Here is a 21,776-nt window from a genome sequence, read left to right on the forward strand (position 1 = left end):
AAAGGGGCCGCAAATTGCGGCCCCAATCTGGGATCAGCCTTGTGTCGCGATTACTTGATGCGCTGGCCGTTTGCCTTGATCTGACCGTCCTCGGTCACCTCGATCTTGGAGGTCAGCGTATCTTCGCCATCGCCCGGAACTGCCAGCATGCCCATCATCATGCGTGCGCCCATGGCATCGCTGTCCGATACCAGACCCATGCCGATCAGCTTGTCCAGCAGGGTATTGGCGCCCGCTAGGGTCAGATTGGCCTCGCCGGAGGGGGCCGGCATGCCGTCGAAGGTGCTCAGATCGTCGTTGTTGAAGGCAAAATCACCGGTACCGGTCAACTTGGCCCCAGCGGCGGAGATTTCGAGCGAATTCACGGTCAGCGCGTGCAGCTCGCCTGGTGCCTGTTCGCCATTCTCCACCTCTGCCATCGCTTCGGGATCAAAGAAGTCGAAGGCCAGCTTTGCCTTGCCTGCCAGATCCAGTGCAATTGTGGCGGGATCATGTGGCAGGGCACCGGTTGGATCCACCATCCCCCAGAGCATTTCCGGCACATCGAAGTCGCGCAGAACCAGGCCGAGGGCAAAGTCCTGTTCCTCGTCAGATTTGGCAACAGGCATGGTCAGCTTGAAACCGGCCTCAGCCATCGACAGTGCCAGCGGGAACGGCAGGTCCGAGCTGGTGATATTGGTTTCGGTCCGATTCTGTTTCACGTCATAGGTCAGCCCATCAAGGCCCATGTCAAAGCCGATTGTTCCGCCTTCAGAATTGCTTTCTAAGGCAAATGTATCCGCGCCATCCTCACCATTGATTGCGCTGCTGCCACTGGCAAAGTCAAACGTGCCTTTTGCGCTGAAACCGCCGCGCAGCAATGCCGCCATATCGGTGCTTTCCAACCCATTAGGTACAGTCGTGATACCGGTGAAATTTACCCCCTGCATCGCGCCCTTGAAGGCACCGCTGCCGTCGTCTTCAGGGATGTCGACAGAGGCGTCGAAATTCAGCGCTTCACTGGTCATGGTCTGGGTATAGGTGCGGGTATCCGCATTTGACATGATGGTCTTGGTGACCACATCCGTCAGCGTCATGTTGACTTTGATCGCGTCTTTCGGAAAGTCGGCGTCTGGCACCGTCATATCCTTCAGCGCGATTTTCATCAGGCCGCTGGCGTAATCGTAGGTCATTTCATCCGCATCACCGGAGACAAGCATCGGGCTGCCATCGTGGGAATACAGAACGGTGCCACTGACGAGACCTTCGGGACCATCAATTTTGAACATCATCGGCATTTCAGCAGGCAGCATGATGTTGACAGTGCCATCGCCGTTTTCGACGAATTTGATGTCAGGCAGGGTAAATGTGCCGTTAGTGTTCTCCTCCATGACCGGCATGGCCATAGAGATATCCGATATGGTCAGGGTATCGCCGGACATGGTCTCAGTGCCGCTCACGGCGTAGCCCGTGGCGGTCATGTAGGACTTCCAGTCTGACCAGACGTCTTTTGCCGTTACATCAGCCAGGGCAGCCTGGGCGGAAAACGCCATAACAATCGCAACACCGCTGCTGCGGGCGAGGAAAACGGACATAAGTATACCTTTCGTGGTCTATTTTGCGCCATGGTTGGCCGGAGGCGGTACCGGGTCAAGGGGGCATCACTCTGGACCGTTCCCCCTAACCAGTCTACCACACTTCAAAACAGGGACTTGGAGATTAATACTATGGAGATCAAGGGCAAGACAGTTGTGATAACCGGTGCAAGCCGGGGGATCGGGGCCGACGCGGCCCGCGTGTTTGGTGCCGCCGGGGCCAATCTGGCCTTGCTGGCAAGGAGCAAGGACAGCTTGACAGACCTTGCTCGGGAGATCGGCGGAAACGTGCTGACCTTTGCCTGCGATGTGGCGGACTATCCGGCTGTCGCTGCGGCTATTGCCGCAACCGAGGCGCAGTTCGGACGGATTGATGTGCTGATCAATAACGCTGGCGTGGTTGATCCGATTGCCCGGCTTGAGGCGGCTGATCCTGCCGACTGGGCACGGCTGATCGACATCAATGTGAATGGGGTTTTCAACGGAATGCGGGCGGTATTGCCGGGGATGAAGGCCGCCGGTGGTGGCACGGTGCTGACAGTCAGCTCTGGTGCTGCGCATAGCCCTGTCGAGGGTTGGAGCGCCTATTGCTCCTCCAAGGCCGCAGCCGCGATGCTGACCCGTAGCCTGCACCATGAAGAGGGCGCCAACGGCATCCGTGCCATGGGGCTGTCGCCGGGCACCGTCGCGACCGAAATGCAGCGTGTGATCAAGGCCAGCGGCGTCAATCCGGTCAGCCAACTGGAGTGGTCTGATCATATCCCGGCAGAGTGGCCTGCGCGCGCCTTGTTGTGGATGTGTACCGAGGCGGCAGACGATCTGGTCGGCACCGAAATTTCGCTACGCGACGAGCGCATCCGCAAGCAGGTCGGCCTGATATGATCGACCTTGATATCGCCGAAAACGGGTTGTGGACGGTGACCCTGAACCGACCGGACAAGGCGAATGCGCTGACTGCGGCGATGCTCGAGCAGCTCTGTGATATTGCAGAGCGCGCACAAGAGGCTCGCGGGTTAATCATTACCGGAGTTGGCCGTGTCTTCAGCGCCGGAGCTGATCTAGATGCGGCGCGAGCCGGGTTGGCGACGTCCCCCCTATGGGAGCACCTATCGGGCGCTATCGCTGATCTGCCCTGTCTGACGGTGGCTGCACTCAATGGTACTTTGGCCGGTGGAGCAAACGGCATGGCACTTGCCTGCGATTTGCGTATCGCCGTGCCGACGGCGAAGTTTTTTTATCCGGTGATGAAGCTTGGTTACCGTCCGCAACCCTCCGACGCGCGACGGATGGCAGGGCTAATCGGTCCTGCACGTACCAAGATGATCCTGGCGGCCGGACAGAAAATCAGCGCTGATGAGGCGCATATCTTCGGGTTGATTGATCGCATTGCCGCTTCTGACGATTTGATGAGAACGGCGCATGATCTAATGGCGGATAGCCTCGCGGCGGAGGCGGAGATGGCGCAGGCAATTTTGGCAGATTGCGCCCGAGTATAGCATCTAGGCATCAGCGTTTGCGCCGCCCGCCCGGCACGCGTGACTGGAAGGAGGGCGGGCGCTTTTGTACCCAAGCGATGAATTTCGCCAACCTTGGATGCTGGCGCAGGGCTTCCATCGTATTGAAGGACCGCGCCAGTTCCGCCTCGCTGAGGGCTGCATGGATTTCTTTGTGACAGATATTGTGCAGTAGCACTGTCGGCCCGCCTTTGCCGCCCTTCAGCTTGGGGATCAGATGATGCAGGCTTTGGGCGACCTCCGTAGGGATTGGCCGCTGGCACAGTGGGCACGTCGGATCGACATCGGCAGACGGTGACATTGGCGCAGTCTCTCAGTATGGCTGTTTCAACCGTAGGACATGCGCCGGTCATCGCAATCGGCAAGGATAAGTATCTAAGGAACTGTCAATTTGACACATCAACAAGAAAGCTGGGACGCAGTGGTCGTGGGCGCCGGACCTGCGGGTCTGCGGGCGGCGGAAGAACTGGGAGCCGCGGGTCGCCGCGTGTTGGTTGTTGATGCGAAGCCTTCCGTTGCACGAAAATTCCTGATGGCTGGGAAATCCGGCCTGAACCTGACGAAGGATGAGGCCCGCGCAACCCTGCTCAGCCACTACGGCGAAGCCGCGGACTGGTTGGCACCGATGATTGCAGACTGCGATGCGGCAGAGGTAATGGCCTGGGCGACAGGGCTGGGCAGCACCCTGTTCACCGGCACTACTGGACGGGTTTTCCCCCGCGAAATGAAGGCCTCACCGCTGCTGCGGGCTTGGCTGGCCCGTCTGGATGGCTACGGCGTTGAACGGCGCACCCGCTGGCGTTGGCAGGGCTGGAACGGCGAGGCCTTGCAGTTTGAGACACCGGATGGTCCTCATGTGATCACAGCGGGGGTTACAGTGTTGGCAATGGGCGGCGCCAGCTGGGCGCGGCTCGGCTCTGACGGGGCATGGGCCGCAACTCTGGCGGAGGAGGACGTGCCGCTGGCGCCCTTTCAACCGGCCAATGCAGGGTTACTGGTCGACTGGTCCGACCACATGGCACCACATTTCGGGGCGCCGCTGAAGGGGATCGCGCTGCAGGCGGGATCAATCCGGTCGCGGGGCGAGGCAGTCATCTCCAGACAAGGCCTGGAAGGGGGTGGCGTATACATGATCTGCGCCGCTGTCCGGGAGGGGGCTGAGCTATACATGGATCTGTTGCCGGATCTGTCACATGAGCAGGTCGCCGCGCGCTTGGCGCGCCCACGGGGGAAATCCAGTCTCTCGACCTATCTGCGAAAGGCGACAAAACTGGCACCATCGCGACTGGCGATCTTGCAGGAATTTGCCCGCCCGCTCCCGGTTGAGCCAGCAGCACTGGCGCGGCTGCTGAAGGCAGTGCCGATCCGACATCGGGGGCTGCGGCCGCTGGATGAAGCGATCTCCACGGCGGGCGGTGTTCTGGCAGAAGCGGTCGATGGCGGGTTGATGCTTCACAGGCGCCAGGGCGTGTTCTGCGCCGGAGAAATGTTGGACTGGGAAGCACCGACCGGTGGGTATCTGCTGACCGCATGCCTTGCGACCGGGCGCTGGGCGGGGCGGTCAGCAGTTCGATATCTGGCGGGTGACTACGTGATCGACGCTGCTACCGCCTGAAACGCGGGACGTGCGCGCATGCGCTTGCTATAGGCCAGAAGGACGTCGCTCTCGATTGGGAACTTGGCGCTATAGGCCCAGTTCAGGCAATGGGTGCAGATGATGTCGGGAATGGTGAACTCTTCGCCCATCAGAAACGGGCCGGTCATGCAGGGTTCCAGCTGCGCCAGATTGCGGGAAAACTCCCACTTCAGGCTGTCTTTCACCTCAGGCACACGCTTATCCTCGGGCAGGATGAAACTGTGGCGCGCGCCGGTCCACAACACCGCGTCCAGCTCATCCAGCAGACGATTCGTCATCGCGTCCTGTTTGGCCCGGGCGAGTGTGCCTGCGGGGGCGGTCAGCTTGCCGTGTTTATCAGCAAGATAGGTGATGATGGCGGTCGAATCGGTGATCACATCCTCACCATCCTTGAACACTGGCACCTTCCCTGAAGCGTTGAGGGCGACGACCTCTTCGCTCTGCGGCAGGGCAGGGTTCAGCTCATAGGATTGGCCCAGCTCCTCAAGCGCCCAAAGAACACGATAGCTGCGCGTCAGTTGCTTGCCGATAACGGTGTACATTGTGAAATCTCCCTGCGGTTTATGCCCGGAACGGAACCGGGTTCCCGCTATGAGGTCAAGCCATGCTCAAGCAGCAGTGATAGGAACGCAACGTCGGTGCAGATCTGCCGGTCGTGGGCTACCCCACCCGGCTGAGGCGGGCCAGCTGGATCAACGCCCGTTCCATCAGGGCAAGCGCCGGAGCGGTTTGCCCTGCCGAGCGCAGCTGAAGATCGGTGTCCGTCAGCAAGGTGAGCGCGGTTTCAAGCTTGAACGCACCCCAGCTCTGGGCCTGTCGCAGCAGCCTTTCACGGCGCTTGCCATAGGCCGGCGGGCGCAGTCGCCCGATACCCTGCGCCGGACCGCCAGGATCAGAGGCAATGGTGTAAAGCGTGCGAAAATGGCGGGTTGCCCCGATACAGAGTGTCACCGCGTTGGTGCCCTGCGCCTGCAACCGCCCCATCAGCGGGCCGATTTCTGCGCCGCGCCCTTCGGCCACGATATTGAGCATGTCGTCGACTGCCGCTTCGGTCGATTGCGGGGCGATGGCCTGAATATCGTCAAGCGTCAGCGGGGTGCTGTCCTCGTATTTGTACAGCGCCAGTTTCTCCACCATGCGGGAAAAATCGCCGGGACCGATCTCATTGGCGATATCAACCAGCGCAGACATGCTGTCCCCTGGCACATCACGAATACGGGCCGTACCCAGAATGCGCTCGATTTCACCGCGTGACGGAGGATCGTCATAGATACCGGTCGCATAGGCGTTGCGGTGCCCCTCAAAGGCCTTGCGCAGCTTTGAGGTTGCTTTCAATTGCCCTGCGGTCACGATGATCTGGGCATCACCTTGTTGCCAGGCCTCAAGCGCGGCAATCACGGCAGGGGCGGCAGTGTCATTGGCGTCTTCGACAAACACGGCACGGATGCCGGGGAAAAAACCCACGGCCTTGACCGCATCCATCAGCAACGCAGGATCCTTGCGCAGGTCAGCTGCGGGCATCCGGGTCAGGCGCATTTCTTCTTCGGCGGTGGGGCCAAGTAGCGCCGCCAGCATTTGCTGACGTTTCAATGAGACGCGCATGGCATCGGGACCGTAGATCAAAAAGCCGGTCTTGCCCGGATCCGGTTTGGCGAAGTATCCATCCGCCTCGCGCGGGCTCAGTTTCATTTTGGGGGAGCCGAAAGCTGTTCACTGCTGGAGGTGGCAAGATCCGCAGTGCTCAGCAGCTCAGTGGTGATCTGATCTGCGAGGATAACCATCAGGCGTCGATGGGCATCACGCTCCCCGGCAAGCGTTTCAACTGTAGTGCCTGTGGCGGAATAGCCGGTGAAATTCTCAACATCGCCACTGGCAACAATGACGCCATCGGATTGCCGGGTCAGCACATAGGCTGCCTGCCCAACGATCGAATAGCGGGTGATTTCATTGTCGGCGGTAATGGCCTGCCCTTCGCTTTGGGTGCGCAGTTTCAGATCGAGGGCATAGTCTGCACCATTCCCGCGCCCCAATCGGGTTTCGAGATTTTGAACCAGAAAATAGGCATCGGTATCATCGGTCGCCCCGATCGTTTCCGGGGCCTGAACCGTCACCACACCATAAAGCGCCGACCCGGTGCCCCCCGGGGCATAGACGGGAGTGAAGCCGCAGGCTGCCGCCAGCAAGGCTGCAGCCACGGCAACCGGATATTTCAGGTTAAGCCACGACATTCACAATCCGACCTGGCACAACGATTACCTTTTTCGGGGCGCTGCCATTCAGCGCCTTTTGTACAGCTTCATGCGCGAGGGCGATTTTTTCAACCTCATCCTTGGCCAGATCTTTGGCCACGGTGATCTCGCCCCGGCGTTTGCCGTTGATTTGGATCGGCAGAGTGACGCTGTCTTCAACCAGCATCGATTCGTCCGCCACCGGCCAGGGGGCGGTCGCGCAAAGGCCTTCGCCGCCCTGATGGTTCCAGATGTCCTCCGCCAGATGCGGCGTCATGGGCGACATCAGCTGGGCCAGCGTCATGATCGCCTGTTTCTGGGCCGCGGTGCCGGCCTTCGATTTCGCCAGTGTGTTGGTGAAACTGTAGAGCTTGGCAATTGCCGCATTGAAGCCGAAGGTTTCGATGCTGAGGGTGACATCGCGGATCGCCTTGTGCATTTCGCGCAGCAGATCCTCACCACCATTGCCGCTGGCGCCGGGGTCCATTTCACCAATGCGATCACAGAGGTTCCAGACGCGGTTCAGGTGCTTATGTGCGGCCTCAGCCCCGGAAGCCGTCCATTCCACATCGCGTTCCGGAGGCGAATCGGAGAGCACAAACCAGCGTGCCGTATCTGCGCCGTAGGATGAGATGATGTGCAGTGGATCGACGACGTTGTTTTTCGACTTCGACATTTTGGCCGAGGGGATGACTTTGACCGCTTCACCAGTCTCTTTGACCACGGTCGCGCCATCCCGTTCCTCGACTTCCTCAGGGTAGTGATAGATCGGGCGGTCGTTTTCAGTGCGTCGCTCTGCGTTCTCATAGATGGCGTGGGTCACCATGCCTTGCGTGAACAGCGCATCAAATGGCTCGATGGCCTTCTCCGGCAGGTGGCCACAGATCTGCATCGCGCGGGCAAAGAAGCGCGAATAGAGCAGGTGGAGAATCGCGTGTTCGACGCCGCCGATATACTGATCGACGTTCATCCAGTACTCGGCGTCTTCCATCCGGGTCGGCGTATCCGCGTCCGGCGCGGTGAAACGGGCGAAATACCAAGACGAATCGACGAATGTGTCCATCGTGTCGGTTTCGCGTTGCGCCGGCTTGCCGCAGGCGGGGCAGGCACAGTTGCGCCAGCTGGGGTGACGGTCCAGCGGATTACCCGGCACCGAGAAATCAATCGCCTTGCCGTCTTCGTCATATGGCAGTGCGATTGGCAGGTTTTCTTTCTTCTCAGGCACCACGCCGCAGTCCGGGCAATGCACCACGGGGATTGGACAGCCCCAATAGCGCTGGCGGGACAGACCCCAGTCGCGCAGGCGGAATTTGGTGACGCCTTCGCCCCAGCCCTCCGCTTCGGCCTTGTCGACGGCGGCGTTGATCGCCTCTTCCCCAGTAGCCTCAGTCAGTCCGGCAAAATGGTTGACCCAGCTAACCTTTTCGGTCTTTGGGGGCACGTACGCAATGCGTCCGATGCCCCACGCGATTTGTTTGCTGAGACAATCTCCGTCTGCATTAAACGTGTGAGGCAAAGCAAATGCTTCATTATCGTGGAGCGAGAAACTTTCCGGCTTCCCTGTCACATCATCATAACAGGGCCAATACTCTTTCGGTATATCGCAATTAAACTTGTCCACGATCAGAACATCGTCGTCCAAGTATGATGGCGTGAAGATTGGAATCACCGGTAGGTCATATTTACGGCAGAAATCCAGGTCGCGCTGATCATGGGCCGGGCAGGCAAAGATCGCGCCGGTTCCATAATCCATCAGAATGAAGTTGGCGATCCAGACCGGCAGCTCCCAGTCCGGGTTTAGCGGATGTTTGACGCGGATGCCGGTGTCATAACCCAGCTTCTCAGCGGTTTCGATGGCTTCTTCGGTCGTGCCGCCTTTGCGGCACTCGGCAACAAATGCTGCAACCTCTGCCGATTCGGCTTCCAGCGCCTTTGCAATCGGGTGGTCGGGAGAAATGCCGACAAAGGACGCACCGTTCAGAGTGTCGGGACGGGTTGTATAGACCTCAATCGGGTCACCACCATCAGTGCGGACAAAGCTGAACTGAAGGCCGCGGGATTTGCCGATCCAGTTTTCCTGCATCAGGCGCACCTTGGCGGGCCAGTTCTCCAATGTATCTAGCGCGGTCAGCAGCTCATCCGAATAGCCGGAGATCTTAAAGAACCACTGCGTCAGCTCGCGGCGCTCAACAAGTGCACCGGACCGCCAGCCACGACCGCCTTCGACCTGCTCATTTGCCAGCACGGTCATATCGACCGGATCCCAGTTCACCACAGCGTTCTTGCGGTAGACCAAACCCTTTTCAAGGAAGTCGAGGAACAGCGCCTGTTGCTGGCCGTAGTAGGATTCGTCACAGGTGGCGAACATCCGCGACCAGTCCAGCGACAGCCCCAGCGGTTTCATCTGTTCGACCATCGTGTCGATATTGGCGTAGGTCCAGTCCTTAGGGTGGCCGCCGCTCGCCATCGCGGCGTTTTCAGCGGGCATACCAAAGGCATCAAACCCCATAGGGTGCAGAACACTATGCCCGGTTGAAAGCTTATAGCGAGCAATTACATCACCCATCGTGTAGTTGCGTACATGCCCCATGTGCAGCTTGCCCGACGGGTAGGGGAACATCTCCAGCACATAGTACTTGGGTTTGTCGGCGGAGCGTTTCGCCTGAAAAATCCCGGTCTTTTCCCAGGCATCCTGCCAGCGCGCTTCGATTTCCGGGGCAACATAACGGGGCATCAAAACAGTCCTTCGTAGATAAAAACGCCAGGTTTGGGGCCTGGCGCTTGTGATAGTGATGTTTGCCCGCCTGTTCCAGAGGGCAGAAGAGGGGATGCGTCGCGTCAGAGTTTGCGATCAGCAATCCGAAGCTGTCGCGCCCGTGAGAGAATCGCATCCTCAATCGCGCGTGCGGTGCTGGCGCTGACGGGACCATTGCGGGTCTGCAGCGAGACATTCAGCGAGCGGGCATCCAGTGCGGGATCCTTGATATGAACCGTAGCGCGATAGGCGCGCCCGCCACCCGGGGGAGTACCGTAGCCTGTGACTATCACCCCGGTGTATGGCTCGACCGTTTGCAGCGGCAGGAAGTCGAGCACATCCAGCGTTGCGGTCCAGAGGTAACGGTTCACCTGAACAATCTGCTCCGCCTTCGTCGGTTTGAAGGCATCCCAGATTGTTGTGCCTTCTATATTCTCGGGGTCTCGCGGGTTGCCGCCAATGACATTGTCGTTGTAGGTCGACGGGCCGCCGCGGTTCTTGCCGCCGAACGCGCCACAGCTGGCTGTGACAGCCAGAAGCGAGATGAGTCCAAGTTTCGTGAGCCAGCGCATGATGGGCAAGATCCGTTGCTATTCCGGTTGCGGACTAGTCCTAGCCAAGCGATAGGGCGGCAACAAGCCTATTCTTTAATAGACTCTCTCTGTGCGAAGCCGTTGATGCCGTTGGGGTTAAGATACTGTGACATGGTTGCATCAACTTCGGGCCGAAAGGTTTTGCGGTCTGCGCCCAAGCTTGCGCAACCACCCCAAAAAGAGCGAAACGGATTGCGTACTCAGACTTGTGCCACTCAGCGCCTGTTTGAGCTTGGACATTTAAACCCGAGGGAAAAACATGAAAAAGATTCTCTTCGCTTCGACTGCGCTGGTCGCCACCGCTGGTGTTGCAGCAGCAGACGTTTCGTTCGGTGGCTACGGCCGCTTTGGTGTTGGTTACGTTGAAGACCGCACCGTTGGTGGTACTTCCGACACCGTGATCGTCAGCCGCTTCCGTATGAACATCGACGCATCCGCTGAAACCGACGCAGGCGTGAAATTCTCCGCTCGCGTTCGTATGCAGGCTGACGAAGATGCTGCTTCCGGCGAAGCAAACGCAGCTGGCCTGAACGGCGCGCGTTTCTCGGTTGAGTACGGCGGTCTGCGTGTTGACGTAGGCAACGTTGCTGGCGCAATCGACAACCTGCCCAACTACTACGGCAACGAGCCGGGCCTGGAAACATTCATGGGCCAGTACTCCGGTGCTGACTATGACTTCATCGGCTACTCTTCCGGTGGCGCAGGCGTAAACGGTGTATATGCACGTTACGCTGTTGGTGACTTCGCTGTTGCAGCTGCTTACGACCAGGCAGCAAACGGCGCAGACGGCGACCGTTTCGACATCCACGCTGCTTACACCTTTGGTAACATCACTGCCGCTCTGGCATATGGTGAAACCGACAACGGTGCAGCTGCAGACTTCGACATGACTGTCCTGACCCTCGGCGGTTCCTGGGGTGCATTCTCCGGTACTCTGATTGTTGGTGACGAATCCGTTGCAGCAGTCAACGAATCCGACACCTTCTACGGTATCTCCGCAGCTTACGACGTAAGCTCCGCAACCACCCTGACCTTCGCTTACGGCGACGGCTCCGGCGACGGCGACACCCGCAACATCGGTCTGGGCGTAATCCACGACCTGGGCGGCGGCGTCTCCCTGCGTGGCGGTATCGGCGAAAGCAAAACCGGCAACGCCGACGGCCAGATGCGTGCCGACTTCGGTGCTCAGTTCAGCTTCTAAGCTGACCTGAACCACTACGGTTCTTGGGGCGGGCTCTTGCGAGCTCGCCCTTTTCTTTTGGGCAGAAACCGTGTTTGTCTGCGTCAACATCTGACCAGAGTGAGACCGCCCATGTCGATTCAAGACATCCAAGCCCGCATCCATATCGCTGAGGAAAACGCTGGCCGCCCTAAGGGTTCGGCCAAGCTGATCGCGGTATCCAAAGTTCAGCCCAACGAAAGGGTTGAGGCTGTCCTTGAAGAGGGGCATCGTTGTTTTGGCGAGAACCGCGTACAGGAAGCCGCTGGAAAGTGGCCGGACTTTGCGATGCGTTATTCTGATCTGGATTTGCACCTGATTGGCCCGTTGCAATCCAACAAAGCGCGCCAAGCGATGGAGCTGTTTCAGAGTATTCACACTCTGGATCGGCCGAAACTGGCAAAGGCTCTTGCCCGATTGGCGCAGGAGCTGGGCCACTGCCCCAAGTTATTTGTTCAGGTGAACACCGGCGAAGAGCCGCAAAAGGCGGGTATCCCGCCGCGTGAGGCGGATGCCTTTATCCGCGAGTGTCAGGACATGGATCTCATCATTGAAGGTCTGATGTGTATTCCACCCGCTGATGAAGAGCCGAGCCTGCATTTTTCTCTACTGGGTAAGATTGCGGCCCGGAACGGTCTGAGCGGCTTGTCGATGGGTATGAGCGGTGATTTCGAGACTGCCGTGGCCCTGGGCGCGACACATGTTCGGGTTGGATCGGCCATTTTCGGTGCGCGCGCTTACGAACTCTGATAGTTTGCGCAGCAATCTCTCAGTGCGCCAGCGGTGGCACCACAAGGCGCGTTCCGGGCACAATCAGTCTGGCCAGCCAGTGTAAATCCTGACGCGAAAATGCGATGCAGCCTTCGGTCGGGTAGCCGGGGCGTCGCCATTGATGCAGGAAGATCGCCGAGCCACGACCGGGCTCCGCGTCAGGCCAGTTCCAATCCGTGACCAGGATCAGATCATACAGAGGGTCGGCTCGCCGGAGCGCTTCATGGCTGCCGGCGTATGGCGCGCGGACGTGTTGGTTGTAATCCTCCGCGTCGGCAGCATCGGACCACAGGTCGCGGGGGCCGATCGGCTCAGCCCAATCGGTGGGTGGTGCCATTCGGTCCGGTCGATAGAGCATACCGACGAGAAGATGACAGCCGATTGGCGTTGCGCCATCGCCCTCGACCTTGTTCGGGCTTAGCCCGCCGCGCCCTATTGAACAGGGCAGGGTGCGCCCAGCAAAGCGCAGGCCCCTTGGGGTGAGTAGCATATCGGTTGACCGCAAGTCGCGTGGGACGGCCGATCTCACAGCATATGACCGGATTTGGCGGCTTTGGTTGCGAGATATTCGCGGTTGAATGCGGTCTCCCCGACCTTCAGCGGCACCCGTTCGGTGACTGCGATACCGGTTTTTTCCATCATAGAAATCTTGTTGGGGTTGTTGGTCAGCAGTCGCACCGAAGAAAAGCCCAGCTCCTTCAGGATCGCCGAGCCCAGGCGAAAATCTCTCTCATCATCTTCGAACCCAAGGCGATGATTGGCCTCAACCGTGTCAAATCCCTGATCTTGCAGTGAATATGCACGCATCTTGTTGGCCAGACCAATCCCGCGCCCTTCTTGGTTGAGGTAGAGCAGAACACCGTGACCCTCGGCGCCCATTTGAGTCAGTGCCCCATGAAGCTGTGGACCGCAGTCGCACTTCAGCGACCCCAGAACGTCGCCGGTAAAACAGGCCGAGTGCAGCCGGGCCAGAACTGGCTGGCTGCGGTCAGGTTTGCCGATCTCGATGGCGTAGTGTTCCTCGGCGCCATCTTCAGGGCGAAAGATATGCAGTCGACCAGCTTCGGCAGCGGCAATTGGCAGGCGGGCGGCGGCCACGGGGTGGAGCGGAGAGCTTTCGACCATCAGTGGTGCAACAGCGGCGAGTGGCAGGGTTGTTAGTCCGTGACTTTGGGCAAACTGTGCGGGGTGTTGCAATGGGCAGATAACTGCCGCAGGTAGCAGTCGGGCTGATTTCGTCAATGCGATGGCCAGCCGATGCAGTTCCACGTCACCGTCCCTGTCGCTTCGCAGTGGCCCCTTCATTGGTGTGCGCAGGTCATCAGCCGGATCTGCAACTGCTTGGATCCACGTAAGATCGGCAGATGATGGAACGGCAATGCGGGCGATATCCCCATCATAGACCCGTGCCTTCAGTGTTTCAGCGCGCCGAGCTGTCACCGTCAGCGCAATAGGACCAAGCGCCCGCAAGCTGGCAAGACGTTTCGTGTCCAAAGGCTCCACCGCGAGGGCCAGAATGGCTTGGTCTGGGGTTGTCAGAACGACCGGTAGCCCCATGCGCAAGTCCACCCGCGCGCGGGCCAGAAGGTCGATCATCGTAGGCATCAGACTCATGCGGGAATCCTGTGAGGTCGTTGACGTCTTGGGGCGCTGCATCATGGCGGTGACCCGACCTTAAGTAGTCACAAACGATGCGAAAGTGAAACAATTCCCGTCTGATGGACACGTCGGCGTGAAAGCTTTGCAGCATAACTTGTGATCGGGGAATGGACTGCGCATGTGTTGGGAGTAGCACAGGAGGACAAGGTAATGGCCCAACTGAAGAAAATACTGCTCGTTGATGATGACGAGGATCTGCGCGAAGCCTTGAGCGAACAGTTGGTCATGACCGAGGACTTTGATGTCTTTGAGGCTGAGAACGGTCAGAACGCGATGGAGCGGGCAAAGGAAGCGCTTTATGATCTGATCATTCTGGATGTGGGCCTGCCGGATACCGATGGCCGCGAACTCTGCCGTCTGATGCGCAAGCAGGGCGTGAAGGCCCCGATCCTGATGCTGACGGGCCACGACAGCGATGCGGACACTATTCTGGGTCTGGATGCGGGCGCCAACGACTATGTGACCAAACCGTTCAAATTTCCGGTGCTGCTTGCGCGAATCCGTGCCCAGCTGCGCCAGCATGAGCAATCCGAAGATGCCGTATTCGCGCTTGGCCCCTATACGTTCAAGCCTGCGATGAAGCTGCTTTTGACCGAAGATGAGCGCAAGATCCGTTTGACGGAAAAGGAAACCAATATCCTCAAATTCCTCTACCGCTCGAACGAGGGAGTGGTACAGCGCGATGTGCTGTTGCACGAGGTCTGGGGCTACAATGCCGGGGTGACGACCCACACGCTTGAGACCCATATTTATCGTCTTCGCCAAAAAATTGAACCAGATCCGTCAAATGCACGTATACTGGTCACAGAGTCTGGCGGCTACAAACTGGCAATCTGACACCCTTGCGCCATAGAATCGCCCTGTCTCAGCGATATGAACAGTGTTGAGACAGGCCTCTTAGGCCCTAATGAAAGTTCCCGTGCATGTCCGGGTAATGACATGTTCCTCCCTGTTGGACTGCCGGGCCTCTGTGCCCGGCCTTTTTTTATCCGTTTGGCACTGGCAGGGCGTGTGCGCAGTTTGGGCGGCCTCCTACAGTCATTTGGCCACTGGTATCAGTGCGTCAGAGCGGGCAGTATCCCGCCACAGCACAGACCTGACAGAAAGAGGCGCGCAATGTCGTTCACCCTAGCCACTTGGAACATCAATTCGGTCCGCCTGCGGGAACCGATCGTATGCAAACTTCTGGCAGAGGAAGGACCGGATGTGCTGTGCTTGCAGGAATGCAAAAGCCCGGTGGACAAGATCCCGATGGAGCAGTTCGCCGAGCTTGGCTACGGCCACATGGTTGCGCGTGGGCAAAAGGGGTACAACGGCGTGGCAATCCTGTCCCGGCTGCCGATCGAAGATGTCGGCGATAAGGATTTTGCGGGCCTTGGCCATGCGCGCCACATCGCGGGGCGGTTGGAAAACGGGGTCACGATCCATAATTTCTATGTGCCTGCTGGCGGCGATGTACCGGATCGCGCGGTGAATGAGAAATTCGGTCAGAAGCTCGATTACCTCACGGATATGCGCGATTGGTTCAACGCCGAACGGCCCGAGAAATCCATTCTGGTTGGTGACCTCAATATTGCGCCGCGTGAGGATGATGTCTGGGACCACAAGAAGCTACTTAAGGTGGTGAGCCACACCCCGATTGAGGTCGAACATTTCGCCGATGTCATGGACGCAGGTAGCTGGTCGGATGTCACGCGCAACGATATTCCTGACGGACAGCTCTACAGCTGGTGGAGCTACCGCGCCAAGGACTGGGATGCTGCAGACAAGGGACGCCGACTGGATCACATCTGGGCGACGCCGGATATCAAGAACGCAGCCCATTCCAGCCGGGTGATGCGTGATGCGCGTGGTTGGGAGAAACCCAGCGATCATGCGCCCGTTTTTGCAACATTTGATCTCTGACACGTTTCTGACGGTGCCGCTGACCGCCTTCACCGGCGGCACCACGGAATAGTGATTTTCACGCCGCGCCTGATTGGCTACACTCCCGCCAAAATACGCCCAGTGATTTACAAGAGGCAGAGGCAATGAGCAGAATCATAGGCGCCATGATCCTATTGTTGATCGTGGCATCCTGCGGCGGTGGCAGTGGATCTCCGCCCCGCAATCTCGATAATGCGTGTAGCATTATCAAGCAACGGCCTGAGTATCTGAAGGCGTTCCGTGCCACAGAGAAACGTTGGGGCGTGCCGATGCATGTGCAGATGGCTGTTATCCACCAGGAGAGCCGATTCCGTTCCGATGCGCGCACACCGCATCGGTTTGCGCTGGGGGTGATCCCGATGGGGCGGCAATCCAGCGCATACGGCTACAGCCAGGCGTTGGATGGCACTTGGGATGACTACCGCAGATCGGCTGGACGGCGCGGTGCGAAACGCAACCGCATCAAGGACGCCACCGATTTCATGGGCTGGTACATGAACCAGACGCGGGAGCGCAACGGCGTGTCTCTCTATGATGCGCGCAACCAGTATCTCGCCTACCACGATGGCCACACTGGCTATGCGCGGGGCACCTACCGGTCCAAACCCTGGCTGTTGCGCGTCGCGGGCAAGGTCCAGGCGCGGGCTGAGATGTATCAGACGCAGCTCGCCACTTGCCGCCGCGCACGCTGATCGGCGCATCTCTGAAAGGAAAGCCCCCGCTCAGATTATTGGGCAGGGGCTTTTTGTCTGTGGCTTGTCAGCGTGAGGGAGCCGAGCTGGTGTTGAAGAGTTTCGATGGCAGCTTCACGCCGGTCTTCAACCCGCCCAGGATCACCGTGGTCCGACCACCCGAACCATCGTGGATCACCCATTTACGCAGTTCGACCGGGTCGCCGGTGAACATCATTTCGATGCTGCCATACTCTGGGTTCTTGGGGTCCTGCGCCCGGATGATGGTCGAGGTGCCGTCAAAACTGTGACCAACGACCATATTGGCACGCCCAAGATCGACGTTCCGGGCAAGGATCAGCGAGAGCGGGGTGCGCTTCAGCGGATAGGTTTCCGGTGGCTGATTGGATTTCGGGTCCTGAATCAGCACAGCGCCCGCACCTGCAACAACAACGCCCTTGTTCGGGGGGGCATATTCGAACCGCATCCGGCCGGGCCGGTGCATATACAGCTTCCCGGTCGATAGGCTGCCGTCATCGTTGATCTGACTGAACGGGGCCGTGGCGGTGGAAATCCCGTTCAGGTATTGCGAAACTTCATTCAGGCTCAGCTTCTCGGCTGCCCATGCAGCCGGGGAACAGAGCGTCAGCGCTATGGCGTAGGCGATTTGTTTCATGGCTTCTAAATAAGGACGCTGCGACAAATGTGAAGAGGCGGGACCAATTGGCCCCGCCCCGGATTTATTGCTCAGGCACCAGAATTTCCCTTTTGCCGACGTGGTTTGCGGGGGAAACGAGGCCCTCTTCCTCCATCTGTTCAACAAGACGTGCGGCCTTGTTGTAGCCAATGGCAAGTTTACGCTGGATGTAGGAGGTCGAGCATTTGCGATCCTTGATCACAATCTGCACAGCGGTGTCATAGAGGGCATCCTCGGTATCGGTGTTCCCTCCGGTTGAGAGGCCCAGAACCGCGTCGATGTTGTCCGCCTTTTCGTCGTCCGGACCGTCCAGTACATTGCCGATGTATTCAGGCGGGCCGAATTGCTTGAGGTGATTGACGACCTCCTCCACCTCTTCATCTGACACAAAGGGGCCATGACAGCGGGTGATCTTCGCGCCGCCGGCCATATAGAGCATGTCGCCCATCCCGAGAAGCTGTTCGGCGCCCATCTCACCAAGGATGGTCCGGCTGTCCACTTTTGAGGTCACCTGGAAGGAAATCCGGGTCGGGAAGTTGGCTTTGATCGTGCCGGTGATCACATCGACCGACGGTCGCTGCGTGGCCATGATCAGGTGAATACCCGAGGCCCGCGCCATCTGCGCCAGGCGCTGGATACAGGCTTCGATTTCCTTACCAGCGACCATCATCAGGTCGGCCATCTCGTCCACGATAACGACAATATAGGGCAATGCTTCGGGGGCGAATTCTTCGGTCTCGAAAACGGGTTCGCCGGTATCGTCGTCAAATCCAGTCTGTACGGTTCGACTGAACATTTCGCCCTTGGAGAGCGCTTCTTTCACACGCCCGTTAAAGCCCGCAATATTTCTCACGCCCATTTTGGACATCTTGCGATAGCGGTCTTCCATTTCGCCAACGACCCATTTGAGGGCAACGACGGCCTTCTTCGGATCGGTCACCACCGGTGACAGCAGATGCGGGATTCCATCATATACGGAAAGTTCCAGCATCTTGGGGTCGATCATGATCAGGCGGCACTCATCCGGTGTCAGCTTGTAAAGCAGAGACAGGATCATGGTGTTGATCGCCACGGATTTGCCCGAACCGGTGGTTCCTGCGATCAGCAGATGGGGCATTTTGGCGAGGTTGGCGACCATGCTGTCGCCGCCAATATCCTTGCCAAGCGCCAGCGGCAGCGCATGCGTGCCGTCGCCAAAATCGCGCGAGGCGAGAATTTCACGCAGGACAACTTTTTCGCGTTTGTCGTTTGGCAGCTCGATGCCGATCACTGTGCGGCCGGGCACGGTAGAAACCCGCGCAGAGAGCGCCGACATCGACCGGGCGATATCATCGGCCAGACCGATAACCCGGCTTGCCTTCAGGCCGGGTGCCGGTTCCAGTTCATACATGGTGACAACGGGACCGGGGCGCACTGAAACGATGTCTCCTTTGACGCCGTAGTCATCCAGCACCGATTCCAGCATCCGGGCGTTTTCCTCAAGCGCCTCATCGCTCAGATGATGACGTTCGATTTGTGCGGGACTGGTCAGCAGAGAGAGGGGCGGCAGTTCAAAGTCACTGCTGGTATCCTCAAACGCCAGCGGAGGTTGCGCTTCCGCCTTGGCTCGGGTCGATGGTTGCGGCTGTTTGCGCACCGGTTGCTCCACAACGGCCCGACGGGGTTCCGCCACGGGGAGCGTTACAGGCGGCGTCACAGGTGCAGCAGTCGCCGGAGTGTCCGCGACCGCTTGCTCTGACTGCGGCGCACGGCGCAGCATCTGCGCAGCACCTGAGGTGACGGCGTGCGCATTGGGCAGACCTTCCGATGCCACATGATCAACGAACTCCGGAGAGGCATCATGCTGTAACTCAGATGATGCGACAGCAGGATGATCATAGGCTGCGTCATCGTAGCCCCGATGAGGATCAATCTCGGCAGAGAAGCCCGTTTCGGGGGCGGGGGGTAAAGACGGGGTTGCCCCCAGTGCCGCGCCCATGGCGTCCAATGACGCGCCGGTCAACGGTGGCTCTGGCGGCAGGCCGTCAGTCGCTTGATTGGGGTTGAAAATCAGCGGTTCTGGTCGGCGTCCGCGGCCCTTGGTCAGCGGGAAATCCACTTCGGGGGCGACATCAGCTGCTCGGCGTACACGCACCGCGCTGGCGATTTTCTCCGCGATCCGTTCATCGCCAGGCAAATCGTCCAGATCTGCGGCGGCACTCATATCGTTTAGCGCGGGTTCAACCAGCTCCGGTTCTGGCATGACCGGATCGGCGCGGCGAATAAGGCTCGGCACCCGGGCAAACAACCCGGTCTTTTCCTTAACCGGCTCCGGGATTTCTTCCTGCGACGCCTCGAAGGCAGGCTCTACCCGAGCATGGGGAGCGGCAGCTGGCCCAAGTGACGGGGCGCCCAGAGGTGGCGCGGCCATGGGGGAATCGTCGAAGTCCATCGGTTCAAACATCTGCGGATCGGTTTCCGCACTGTCGACAACATCAGCCATAGCCACGGCGGCTGCGGTACGTTCGGCGCGACGACTGCGATAGCTGAGTGCCGCCTGCATGCCACTGGCGGCACCTCGGCCAAGCAGACCTGCAATCGCACCATAGATCAGGATGAGGCCAACCAGGATAAACCGCAGGCCGCGCGTCACCTCGGGTCGGGTGAAACCAAGTACAGTTGCGCCGAGGCTGACCATACCAAGCGCAGTCAGCAGTGACAGGAATTTGACCAGAAAGATCAGCCCGACCGGCAGTAGGGCCAGGAGCATGCCAAGGAAGGTGTATCCGATCATACCACCAAGGCCAAAGGTATGGGCCGATTTCCACGCTTCTGATGGAACCAGTGTTTCAAGGTGCAGTGAGACCAGCAGGAGCCAGGGCAGCGACAGCAGCAGTGGCCAGAGAAAACGATCCTCCCCCCGGTGCAGCACGCAGCGTCCGCCCCAAACAGTCAGAAACAGCGCAATTGCCCAACTGGCCTTGCCAAAGAGGGTGATCAGAATGAAAGCCACAGAGGCGCCAGTGCGGCCCAGAAAATTCTGGACCGGTGCATCAGTTGACACCATCCAGTTGGGATCATCTGCGGAATAGCTGCCGATCATCAGGGCAACCATCAGGCCCAACCCGATCAGCAACACGCCGATCAGCTCCTTGCCGCGTTTCTCAATGGCCGCTTGCATCGTGCTGTCCAGCAATGGATCACGGCTGCGCGTCTGAAATGCCATGCCTACCTCGTTTCATCTTGTCCGTCGGGGTGCCCCGCTTTTGGCGCGGGTTTGGTCCCCATGACTTTTCTTATCTTGGCGTCCCCCTGAACGGGGCGCATGCGATGGGTCGTCAGTACAGGCAGCTGCGCAGCGTGCGCAGGGCGACCTCTGTCTGTTCTGCGGGCGCAACCAGCGCCACACGAATATAGCCTTTGCCGGGGTTTGCGGTGCCGTCACCTTGGGCCAGATAGGCACCGGGTAGGACCCGCACACCGGTGTCCTGCCACAGTTTCAGTGCCGCGGCCTCGCCGTCCTCGACCGGCAGCCAGAGGAAAAACCCCGCCTCGGGCGCCATATAGCCGTCCAGCCCGTCAAAGACCTGATCCGCAATCCGGTATTTTTCCTGATAAAGCGCGCGGTTCTCCGTGACATGCGCTTCATCAGCCCAGACCCTGGCTGCGGCCGCCTGTAACGGTGCGGGCAAGGGGGCGCCGGAATAGGCACGCAGCTGATGCACGCGCTTCATGGTATCCGGGCCACCTGCAATCAGACCTGAACGCAGACCTGCAAGATTGGAGCGTTTCGAGAGCGAGTTGAACAGAACAACGCGTTCGGGATCTGCACCCAGCTCCTGGGCTACGCTCAACGCGCCGACAGGTGCGGAAGCGCGGTAGATCTCAGAATAGCATTCGTCAGCAAAGATGCGGAAATCATACTGTTCTGCCAGCTGGATCAGCTGGGTCCAATATGCCCGACTCGCAACAGCGCCCTGTGGGTTCGCGGGAGAGCAGATGTAGGCTACGGCGGTGCGGTTCAACACTTCCGGTGGCAGGCCGGCATAGTCCGGCAGGTGGGCCGTATCTGCAGTGGCAGGCACAAAGACAGGCTCAGCCGCGACGGAGATCGACGCCACCATATAGACTTGATAAAATGGGTTAGGGATCAGAACCACGGGTTTTGCACCGTTTTTCTGCTCCGGGCACAATGCCATTGCGGCATTGTAAAGACCCTCACGGGTGCCGTTCAGCGCCATCACTTGTGTCATCGGGTCAACGCTCACGTCATAGCGGCGCTTGATCCAGTCGCTGATGGCGCCGCGCAACTCTGCGCTGCCCTCATTCGGGGGGTAGCTTTGAAAGCCCGCGGCATTTTCGACGATGACATCGGTAACCCAGGCGGGGAAATCATGTTTGGGTTCACCAATGGTCATATGCACCACGTCGCCGCCCGGCGTGTGATGGTCAAGCAACGCCCGCAGGCGCGGAAACGCATATGGCGGCAGGTTTGAAAACCGCTCCGGAAAATTCATATATCTGGCCTCAGGTCCGGGATCGTTAGTGCCCCGT

Annotated in this window: 20 protein-coding genes; 8 read left to right on the plus strand and 12 right to left on the minus strand. The window is 59.2% G+C overall.

The window, feature by feature from the left end; genetic code table 11:
* Positions 1-50: 50 nt before the first annotated feature.
* Positions 51-1,574, minus strand: a complete 1,524-nt coding sequence (locus INHI_RS0117345) for a DUF2125 domain-containing protein (protein WP_027248426.1) — start codon at positions 1,572-1,574, stop codon at positions 51-53.
* Positions 1,575-1,706: 132 nt separating this feature from the next.
* Here INHI_RS0117345 and INHI_RS0117350 point away from each other — a divergent pair, with 132 nt between their 5' ends.
* Both INHI_RS0117350 and INHI_RS0117355 read left to right on the plus strand, forming a co-directional pair.
* Positions 1,707-2,456 (plus strand): SDR family oxidoreductase, encoded by a 750-nt coding sequence (locus tag INHI_RS0117350; protein ID WP_027248427.1) that lies wholly within the window; start codon positions 1,707-1,709, stop codon positions 2,454-2,456.
* Entirely contained in the window at positions 2,453-3,070 is a 618-nt protein-coding gene (locus INHI_RS0117355; protein WP_027248428.1) for an enoyl-CoA hydratase/isomerase family protein, read from the plus strand. The genes INHI_RS0117350 and INHI_RS0117355 overlap by 4 nt, the downstream gene beginning before the upstream one ends.
* Positions 3,071-3,080: 10 nt before the next feature.
* On the opposite strand, the gene INHI_RS0117360 is transcribed toward INHI_RS0117355, so the two are convergent.
* Positions 3,081-3,389, minus strand: a complete 309-nt coding sequence (locus tag INHI_RS0117360) for an HNH endonuclease family protein (RefSeq protein ID WP_027248429.1) — start codon at positions 3,387-3,389, stop codon at positions 3,081-3,083.
* A gap of 90 nt (positions 3,390-3,479) precedes the next feature.
* Here INHI_RS0117360 and INHI_RS0117365 point away from each other — a divergent pair, with 90 nt between their 5' ends.
* Positions 3,480-4,703: a TIGR03862 family flavoprotein gene (locus INHI_RS0117365; protein ID WP_027248430.1), complete on the plus strand. Its 1,224-nt coding sequence runs from the start codon at positions 3,480-3,482 to the stop codon at positions 4,701-4,703.
* Here the strand turns inward: INHI_RS0117365 and INHI_RS0117370 are convergent.
* The 5 genes from INHI_RS0117370 to INHI_RS0117390 all read right to left on the minus strand — a co-directional run bounded on the left by INHI_RS0117370 (position 4,676) and on the right by INHI_RS0117390 (position 10,279).
* Positions 4,676-5,266: a glutathione S-transferase family protein gene (locus tag INHI_RS0117370; protein WP_014881406.1), complete on the minus strand. Its 591-nt coding sequence runs from the start codon at positions 5,264-5,266 to the stop codon at positions 4,676-4,678. The genes INHI_RS0117365 and INHI_RS0117370 overlap by 28 nt on opposite strands.
* Before the next feature lie 118 nt (positions 5,267-5,384).
* Positions 5,385-6,413: a DNA polymerase III subunit delta gene (gene holA, locus INHI_RS0117375; protein ID WP_027248431.1), complete on the minus strand. Its 1,029-nt coding sequence runs from the start codon at positions 6,411-6,413 to the stop codon at positions 5,385-5,387.
* On the minus strand, positions 6,410-6,952 hold the full coding sequence (lptE, locus tag INHI_RS0117380; protein WP_027248432.1) for an LPS assembly lipoprotein LptE: 543 nt from the start codon (positions 6,950-6,952) through the stop codon (positions 6,410-6,412). The genes holA and lptE overlap by 4 nt, the downstream gene beginning before the upstream one ends.
* Entirely contained in the window at positions 6,939-9,686 is a 2,748-nt protein-coding gene (locus INHI_RS21445) for a leucine--tRNA ligase (RefSeq protein WP_027248433.1), read from the minus strand. Before INHI_RS21445 ends, lptE begins: the two co-directional genes overlap by 14 nt.
* A 104-nt stretch (positions 9,687-9,790) precedes the next feature.
* The gene (locus tag INHI_RS0117390; protein WP_014876231.1) at positions 9,791-10,279 is read right to left on the minus strand and encodes a DUF3576 domain-containing protein; all 489 of its coding nucleotides are present in this window, start codon (positions 10,277-10,279) and stop codon (positions 9,791-9,793) included.
* A 280-nt stretch (positions 10,280-10,559) separates the two neighbouring features.
* Between INHI_RS0117390 and INHI_RS0117395 the strand changes: the two genes are divergently transcribed.
* Both INHI_RS0117395 and INHI_RS0117400 read left to right on the plus strand, forming a co-directional pair.
* Positions 10,560-11,501 (plus strand): porin, encoded by a 942-nt coding sequence (locus INHI_RS0117395; protein WP_014876230.1) that lies wholly within the window; start codon positions 10,560-10,562, stop codon positions 11,499-11,501.
* A gap of 111 nt (positions 11,502-11,612) precedes the next feature.
* Positions 11,613-12,269 (plus strand): YggS family pyridoxal phosphate-dependent enzyme, encoded by a 657-nt coding sequence (locus INHI_RS0117400; RefSeq protein ID WP_027248434.1) that lies wholly within the window; start codon positions 11,613-11,615, stop codon positions 12,267-12,269.
* A gap of 19 nt (positions 12,270-12,288) precedes the next feature.
* On the opposite strand, the gene INHI_RS0117405 is transcribed toward INHI_RS0117400, so the two are convergent.
* Together INHI_RS0117405 and ribA are read right to left on the minus strand one after the other, a co-directional pair.
* Entirely contained in the window at positions 12,289-12,780 is a 492-nt protein-coding gene (locus tag INHI_RS0117405; protein ID WP_014881401.1) for a L,D-transpeptidase family protein, read from the minus strand.
* 35 nt (positions 12,781-12,815) lie between these two features.
* Positions 12,816-13,904 carry a GTP cyclohydrolase II gene (ribA, locus tag INHI_RS0117410; RefSeq protein ID WP_027248435.1) on the minus strand — a complete coding sequence of 363 codons (1,089 nt, stop codon included), beginning with the start codon at positions 13,902-13,904 and terminating at the stop codon, positions 12,816-12,818.
* Between the two features lie 195 nt (positions 13,905-14,099).
* Between ribA and INHI_RS0117415 the strand changes: the two genes are divergently transcribed.
* From INHI_RS0117415 to INHI_RS0117425, 3 genes are all read left to right on the plus strand, one after another.
* Complete coding sequence (locus tag INHI_RS0117415) at positions 14,100-14,786, plus strand: response regulator transcription factor (protein ID WP_014876226.1); 687 nt, start codon at positions 14,100-14,102, stop codon at positions 14,784-14,786.
* A gap of 279 nt (positions 14,787-15,065) precedes the next feature.
* Complete coding sequence (gene xth, locus INHI_RS0117420) at positions 15,066-15,854, plus strand: exodeoxyribonuclease III (protein ID WP_027248436.1); 789 nt, start codon at positions 15,066-15,068, stop codon at positions 15,852-15,854.
* 125 nt (positions 15,855-15,979) lie between these two features.
* Positions 15,980-16,567 carry a transglycosylase SLT domain-containing protein gene (locus tag INHI_RS0117425; RefSeq protein WP_014881399.1) on the plus strand — a complete coding sequence of 196 codons (588 nt, stop codon included), beginning with the start codon at positions 15,980-15,982 and terminating at the stop codon, positions 16,565-16,567.
* A gap of 67 nt (positions 16,568-16,634) precedes the next feature.
* Here INHI_RS0117425 and INHI_RS0117430 read toward each other — a convergent pair whose 3' ends face one another.
* The 3 genes from INHI_RS0117430 to INHI_RS0117440 all read right to left on the minus strand — a co-directional run bounded on the left by INHI_RS0117430 (position 16,635) and on the right by INHI_RS0117440 (position 21,739).
* Positions 16,635-17,222 carry a LolA family protein gene (locus INHI_RS0117430; protein ID WP_027248437.1) on the minus strand — a complete coding sequence of 196 codons (588 nt, stop codon included), beginning with the start codon at positions 17,220-17,222 and terminating at the stop codon, positions 16,635-16,637.
* Between the two features lie 64 nt (positions 17,223-17,286).
* Complete coding sequence (locus INHI_RS0117435) at positions 17,287-20,448, minus strand: DNA translocase FtsK 4TM domain-containing protein (RefSeq protein ID WP_027248438.1); 3,162 nt, start codon at positions 20,446-20,448, stop codon at positions 17,287-17,289.
* 112 nt (positions 20,449-20,560) lie between these two features.
* On the minus strand, positions 20,561-21,739 hold the full coding sequence (locus INHI_RS0117440) for an aminotransferase class I/II-fold pyridoxal phosphate-dependent enzyme (RefSeq protein ID WP_027248439.1): 1,179 nt from the start codon (positions 21,737-21,739) through the stop codon (positions 20,561-20,563).
* Between the last annotated feature and the right edge of the window lie 37 nt (positions 21,740-21,776).

The sequence above is a fragment of the Phaeobacter inhibens DSM 16374 genome, assembly GCF_000473105.1.
In the GTDB taxonomy this organism is placed as follows: domain Bacteria; phylum Pseudomonadota; class Alphaproteobacteria; order Rhodobacterales; family Rhodobacteraceae; genus Phaeobacter; species Phaeobacter inhibens.

What these genes read in the sequence shown, in the direction of transcription:
- INHI_RS0117440 (WP_027248439.1), bottom strand. Translation starts at nt 21,739, where the DNA reads ATGAATTTTCCGGAGCGGTTTTCAAACCTGCCGCCATATGCGTTTCCG.
- INHI_RS0117415 (WP_014876226.1), top strand. Translation starts at nt 14,100, where the DNA reads ATGGCCCAACTGAAGAAAATACTGCTCGTTGATGATGACGAGGATCTG.
- INHI_RS0117400 (WP_027248434.1), top strand. Translation starts at nt 11,613, where the DNA reads ATGTCGATTCAAGACATCCAAGCCCGCATCCATATCGCTGAGGAAAAC.
- INHI_RS0117390 (WP_014876231.1), bottom strand. Translation starts at nt 10,279, where the DNA reads ATGCGCTGGCTCACGAAACTTGGACTCATCTCGCTTCTGGCTGTCACA.
- INHI_RS0117350 (WP_027248427.1), top strand. Translation starts at nt 1,707, where the DNA reads ATGGAGATCAAGGGCAAGACAGTTGTGATAACCGGTGCAAGCCGGGGG.
- INHI_RS0117435 (WP_027248438.1), bottom strand. Translation starts at nt 20,448, where the DNA reads ATGGCATTTCAGACGCGCAGCCGTGATCCATTGCTGGACAGCACGATG.
- INHI_RS0117355 (WP_027248428.1), top strand. Translation starts at nt 2,453, where the DNA reads ATGATCGACCTTGATATCGCCGAAAACGGGTTGTGGACGGTGACCCTG.
- holA (WP_027248431.1), bottom strand. Translation starts at nt 6,413, where the DNA reads ATGAAACTGAGCCCGCGCGAGGCGGATGGATACTTCGCCAAACCGGAT.
- INHI_RS0117430 (WP_027248437.1), bottom strand. Translation starts at nt 17,222, where the DNA reads ATGAAACAAATCGCCTACGCCATAGCGCTGACGCTCTGTTCCCCGGCT.
- INHI_RS0117425 (WP_014881399.1), top strand. Translation starts at nt 15,980, where the DNA reads ATGAGCAGAATCATAGGCGCCATGATCCTATTGTTGATCGTGGCATCC.
- ribA (WP_027248435.1), bottom strand. Translation starts at nt 13,904, where the DNA reads ATGAGTCTGATGCCTACGATGATCGACCTTCTGGCCCGCGCGCGGGTG.
- INHI_RS0117395 (WP_014876230.1), top strand. Translation starts at nt 10,560, where the DNA reads ATGAAAAAGATTCTCTTCGCTTCGACTGCGCTGGTCGCCACCGCTGGT.
- xth (WP_027248436.1), top strand. Translation starts at nt 15,066, where the DNA reads ATGTCGTTCACCCTAGCCACTTGGAACATCAATTCGGTCCGCCTGCGG.
- INHI_RS0117370 (WP_014881406.1), bottom strand. Translation starts at nt 5,266, where the DNA reads ATGTACACCGTTATCGGCAAGCAACTGACGCGCAGCTATCGTGTTCTT.
- INHI_RS0117405 (WP_014881401.1), bottom strand. Translation starts at nt 12,780, where the DNA reads ATGCTACTCACCCCAAGGGGCCTGCGCTTTGCTGGGCGCACCCTGCCC.
- INHI_RS0117360 (WP_027248429.1), bottom strand. Translation starts at nt 3,389, where the DNA reads ATGTCACCGTCTGCCGATGTCGATCCGACGTGCCCACTGTGCCAGCGG.
- INHI_RS21445 (WP_027248433.1), bottom strand. Translation starts at nt 9,686, where the DNA reads ATGCCCCGTTATGTTGCCCCGGAAATCGAAGCGCGCTGGCAGGATGCC.
- INHI_RS0117345 (WP_027248426.1), bottom strand. Translation starts at nt 1,574, where the DNA reads ATGTCCGTTTTCCTCGCCCGCAGCAGCGGTGTTGCGATTGTTATGGCG.
- lptE (WP_027248432.1), bottom strand. Translation starts at nt 6,952, where the DNA reads ATGTCGTGGCTTAACCTGAAATATCCGGTTGCCGTGGCTGCAGCCTTG.